The organism is Streptomyces sp. KL116D (assembly GCF_030766975.1).
Lineage (GTDB): Bacteria > Actinomycetota > Actinomycetes > Streptomycetales > Streptomycetaceae > Streptomyces > Streptomyces longispororuber_A.
This window is the reverse complement of the sequence record NZ_JASERH010000144.1, coordinates 1-5,020: the sequence shown is the minus strand read 5'-3', so window position 1 is coordinate 5,020 and position 5,020 is coordinate 1. Positions and strand designations below refer to the sequence as shown.

5 protein-coding genes are annotated in these 5,020 nt (G+C 70.7%); all 5 read right to left on the bottom strand.

From position 1 onward, the window contains the following. Window positions 1–690 (bottom strand): trypsin-like peptidase domain-containing protein (locus RBJ77_RS57015; RefSeq protein WP_372352187.1); only part of this gene is annotated, 690 nt, incomplete at its 3' end. A gap of 236 nt (window positions 691–926) precedes the next feature. Continuing rightward, a complete protein-coding gene (truB, locus tag RBJ77_RS57010) occupies window positions 927–1,832 on the bottom strand; it encodes a tRNA pseudouridine(55) synthase TruB (RefSeq protein ID WP_372352186.1) in 906 nt (301 codons plus the stop codon). Between the two features lie 2 nt (window positions 1,833–1,834). Further along, window positions 1,835–2,287 carry a 30S ribosome-binding factor RbfA gene (rbfA, locus tag RBJ77_RS57005; protein WP_255981466.1) on the bottom strand — a complete coding sequence of 151 codons (453 nt, stop codon included), beginning with the start codon at window positions 2,285–2,287 and terminating at the stop codon, window positions 1,835–1,837. A gap of 48 nt (window positions 2,288–2,335) precedes the next feature. Next, window positions 2,336–2,629 (bottom strand): DUF503 domain-containing protein, encoded by a 294-nt coding sequence (locus RBJ77_RS57000; RefSeq protein WP_108016025.1) that lies wholly within the window; start codon window positions 2,627–2,629, stop codon window positions 2,336–2,338. Between the two features lie 141 nt (window positions 2,630–2,770). After that, a partial coding sequence (gene infB, locus RBJ77_RS56995; RefSeq protein WP_372352185.1) for a translation initiation factor IF-2 occupies window positions 2,771–5,020 on the bottom strand: 2,250 nt, incomplete at its 5' end.

Genomic DNA, 5,020 nt, shown 5'->3' with positions numbered 1-5,020 from the left:
GCCGTCGGCCGGTCCGTCGCTGCCGACGGAGACGGCGGTCAGCTGGAGCACCCCGGCGAGGTTCAGATCGCGGCCGTACGCGGGCACGGTCGCCGCGTTGCGCGCGAGCAGTTCGGCGAGCGGTCCCCGCGGGTCCCCGGCGGCAGCGGCCCGCAGCGGTACGGCGAACCCCGCGGCCCGGTGCCCGGCCTGCAGCGCCGTGCCGAGCACGCCGACGACGGCCCCGGTCCCGGCGTCGAGCACCGGCCCGCCGGCCGCCCCGCCGCCGAGCCGCAGCGCGTCGGCCCCGGCCGTGCCGACCGCCAGCTCCATGGCGTCGTCGAGGAGGTGGAAGCGGTCGGTGGCCGTGTAGGTGACGGCCGTGTGTCCGAGGACCCGCGCCTCGCGCCAGCCACCGGCCGGGATCCGTACGTACGCGCCCGCCTCCATGGCCCCGCGCGCCCCGACCGGCAGCGGCGGCGCGCCGAGCCCCTCGGCGCGCACCAGGGCGAGGTCGACGTCGGGCAGGGTGACGACGGCGTCGGGTCCCACCACACAGGTCGCTCCGCCGGGCGCGTGCAGGACGACCTGTCCGAGCCCGTCCACCGCCTCGTGACTGGTGACGACGGTGCCGCGGTCGTCCGCGGCGAACCCCGCTCCGCGCGGCCGCCCGGCCAGATCACAGATCCGTACCAGAGGCGGATCCACCATGGTCTGAACCTCCCGCCACGCCCCGTCTCCTCGACGGTAGGCGCGCGGTGATCAGCGGGACAGCGCCCGGGGCGAACGCGCCCCCTTCCACTCCCCTGGTTCACTCCGAGCGCCTGCTCGAAGGGGTGAAGTGGAGGGGTGCAGCGGATAGACCCTTGAGAGGGGGAACGTGGAGCGGCGGCCACCCGTGAGACCGGAATCCGCCGCTCCACCGAAAATCCGGGGCCGACTGCCCCTCAGCCGAAGACGGCCAGGCTCTTGGCCTTGCCCTTGGACTCCTCGACGAGGGCGACGAACGCGCCGTCCGCGTCGAACACGGCGACCGGCCCGGCGCCCGCGTACTCCCCGGGCATCTCCAGCCGAACGCCGTTGAGCAGCAGCTTCGCGCGGCGCACGTCGACGTCCCAGCGGGGGAACGCGGCGGCGGCCGCCTCGGCCACCGGCATCACGGTGAGCGACTCCTGGAGCTGGTCCAGGGTGCGTGCCGAGTCCAGCTTGTACGGGCCGACGCGGGTGCGGCGCAGCGCCGTCAGATGCCCGCCGACGCCGAGATCGGCGCCCAGGTCACGGGCGAGCGCGCGGATGTACGTACCCGAGGAGCAGACCACGGACACGACCAGGTCGAGCACCGGGGTGCCGTCCTCGGCGACCGCGTCGCGGACGTCGTACACGGCGAAGGAGGAGACGGTCACCGGCCGTGCCGGGATCTCGAAGTCCTCGCCGTCCCTGGCCCGCTTGTACGAGCGCACGCCCTTGATCTTGATGGCGCTGACCTTGGACGGCACCTGCATGATGTCGCCGGTCAGCCTGGCGACGCCCGCGTCGACGGCCTCGCGCCGCACGCCGGACGCGTCGGTGGAGGACGTGATCTCGCCCTCCGCGTCGTCGGTGAGCGTGTTCTGCCCGAGCCGGATCGTGCCCAGGTACTCCTTCTCGGTCAGCGCGAGGTGACCGAGGAGCTTGGTGGCGCGCTCGACGCCGAGCACGAGGACGCCCGTCGCCATCGGGTCGAGGGTGCCCGCGTGGCCGACCTTGCGGGTCTTGGCGATCCCGCGCATCTTGGCCACGACGTCGTGCGAAGTGAAGCCCGACGGCTTGTCGACGATGACAAGGCCGTCGGGCGGTGGGGTGCGGTCGGACATGCTCAGGCGTCGCCGTCCTCGTCCGAGGAATCGTCCTCGGGCTTCTTGTACGGGTCGGCGTCACCGGCGAACGTGGCGCCCGCGGACGCCTCGCGCACCTGGGCGTCGGAGGACCGCGCCTTGTCGAGGAGGTCCTCGATCGTCTTCGCGTTGTCCGGCAGGGCGTCCGCGACGAACGTCAGCGTCGGCGTGAACTTCACGCCGGCCGCCGCGCCGACTGCGGAGCGCAGGATGCCCTTGGCGCTCTCCAGACCGGCGGCCACCTCGGCCCGCTCCTCGTCGTCCCCGTACACCGTGTAGAAGACGGTGGCCTCCCGCAGGTCACCCGTGACCCGGGTGTCCGTGATGGTGACGTGGGTGCCGAGGCGCGGGTCCTTGATCCCGCGCTGCAGCTTCTGGGCCACCACCTCTCGGATGAGGTCCGCCAGCCTCTTGGCGCGCGCGTTGTCGGCCACTGCCGTCTCCTTAGTAACTAACCACTGTGGTGCGTAAGTCTTCTTGCTTCAGTCTTCGTCGCTGTGGAGCCTGCGTCGAACCGAGAGCAGTTCCACCTCGGGGCGCCCGGCCACCAGCCGCTCGCAGCGGTCCAGTACGTCGGAGAGGTGCGCCGTGTCCCCGGAGACCACCGCGAGCCCGATCTCGGCCCTGCGGTGGAGGTCCTGATTGCCCGTCTCCGCCGCACTCACCGCGTACTTGCGCTGGAGTTCGGCCACGATCGGACGGACGAGGGAGCGTTTTTCCTTCAGCGAGTGGACGTCGCCGAGGAGCAGATCGAAGGACAGAGTCCCCACATACATGTGTGTGTCCGGATGTCCCGCCGGTTCGGGGTCGTATGGGCGCCGGTTCTGGACGCCGATACGGGAACCGTACACGCAACGGCCGGGGCCGATCGACGGAAATAAGTCCCGCCGATCGGCCCCGATCGCTTACTGCACCGCTCAGACGCGCGGCTTCTCGCGCATCTCGTACGTCGCGATGACGTCGTCGACCTTGATGTCGTTGAAGTTTCCGAGGTTGATACCACCCTCGAAGCCTTCGCGGATCTCGGTGACGTCGTCCTTGAAGCGACGCAGACCGGAGATGTTGAGGTTCTCCGCGATGACCTTGCCATCGCGCAGCAGGCGCGCCTTGGTGTTGCGCTTGACCTCGCCGGACCGGACGAGCACACCGGCGATGTTGCCCAGCTTGGACGACTTGAAGACCTCGCGGATCTCCGCCGTGCCGAGCTCGACCTCTTCGTACTCCGGCTTGAGCATGCCCTTGAGGGCCGCCTCGATCTCCTCGATGGCCTGGTAGATCACCGAGTAGTACCGGACGTCGACGCCCTCGCGCTCCGCCATCTGCTGCGCACGGCCGGCTGCCCGGACGTTGAAGCCGATGACGATGGCGTCGGAGCCGGTCGCCAGGTTGATGTCGGACTCGGTGACCGCACCCACACCGCGGTGCAGGACGCGGATGTCGACCTCTTCACCGACGTCGAGCTGGAGCAGCGAGGACTCGAGGGCCTCCACCGAACCGGACGCGTCGCCCTTGATGATGAGGTTGAGCTCCTGCACCAGACCGGCCTTGAGGGCCTCGTCCAGGTTCTCCAGGGAGAACCGGACGCCGCGGCGCGCGAAGTTGGCGTTGCGCTCGCGAGCGGCACGCTTCTCGGCGATCTGACGGGCCGTACGGTCCTCGTCGACCACCAGGAAGTTGTCGCCGGCACCCGGGACGTTGGTGAGACCGAGCACGAGGACGGGGGTCGAGGGACCCGCTTCCTCGACGTTGTTCCCGTTGTCGTCGAGCATCGCGCGGACTCGGCCGTACGCGTCGCCGACCACCATCGTGTCGCCGATGCGCAGCGTGCCTCGCTGGACGAGGACGGTCGAGACGGCACCGCGACCACGGTCGAGGTGGGACTCGATCGCAATACCCTGCGCGTCCTGCTCCGGGTTGGCCCGCAGGTCGAGCGAGGCGTCCGCGGTCAGGACCACGGCCTCGAGCAGGGAGTCGATGTTCAGACCCTGCTTGGCGGAGATGTCGACGAACATGGTGTCGCCGCCGTACTCCTCGGCCACCAGGCCGTACTCGGTCAGCTGACCGCGCACCTTGGTCGGGTCGGCACCCTCGACGTCGATCTTGTTGACCGCGACGACGATCGGGACCTCGGCGGCCTTGGCGTGGTTGAGCGCCTCGACCGTCTGGGGCATGACGCCGTCGTTGGCCGCGACCACGAGGATCGCGATGTCGGTCGACTTCGCACCACGGGCACGCATGGCGGTGAACGCCTCGTGACCGGGGGTGTCGATGAAGGTGATCTTGCGGTCTTCGTCGTTGACCTCGGTCGTGACCTGGTACGCACCGATGTGCTGCGTGATGCCGCCGGCCTCACCCGCGATGACGTTCGTCTTGCGGATGGTGTCGAGCAGTCGGGTCTTACCGTGGTCGACGTGACCCATGACGGTCACGACCGGCGGACGCGCGACGAGGAACTCCTCGCCACCCTCGTCCTCGCCGAACTCGATGTCGAAGGACTCGAGCAGCTCGCGGTCCTCCTCCTCGGGGCTGACGATCTCGAGGATGTAGTTCATCTCGTCCGCGAGGAGCTTCAGCGTCTCGTCGGAGACGGACTGCGTGGCAGTGACCATCTCGCCGAGGTTCATCATCACGGCGACGAGCGACGCCGGGTTGGCACCGATCTTCTCCGCGAAGTCCGTGAGGGACGCACCGCGCGACAGACGGACGGACTGTCCGTTGCCGCGAGGCAGCATGACGCCGCCCACCGACGGGGCCTGCATGGCCTCGTACTCCTGGCGCCTCTGCCGCTTCGACTTGCGACCACGACGGGCGGGCCCGCCGGGACGGCCGAACGCACCCTGTGTGCCACCACGGCCACCCGGGCCACCGGGACGACCGCCGAAGCCGGGACGGCCACCGCCGCCACCGCCGGGACGGCCGGCGAAACCGCCGCCACCGCCACCGGGACCACCGGGACGACCGGCGAAACCGCCACCGCCGCCGCCACCGGGACGACCGGCGAAGCCGCCGCCACCGGGACGACCGCCGCCGCCACCCGGACGACCGCCGCCGCCGGGACCACGGCCACCGCCGGGGCCACCACCGGGACGCGGGCCCGCGGCGGGACGCTGCGGCATCATGCCCGGGTTCGGACGGTTACCACCGGGGCCGCCGCCGGGACGCGGACC

Coding starts and splice junctions, on each gene's coding strand:
- truB (WP_372352186.1), bottom strand. CDS start 1,832: ATGTCCGACCGCACCCCACCGCCCGACGGCCTTGTCATCGTCGACAAG.
- RBJ77_RS57000 (WP_108016025.1), bottom strand. CDS start 2,629: ATGTATGTGGGGACTCTGTCCTTCGATCTGCTCCTCGGCGACGTCCAC.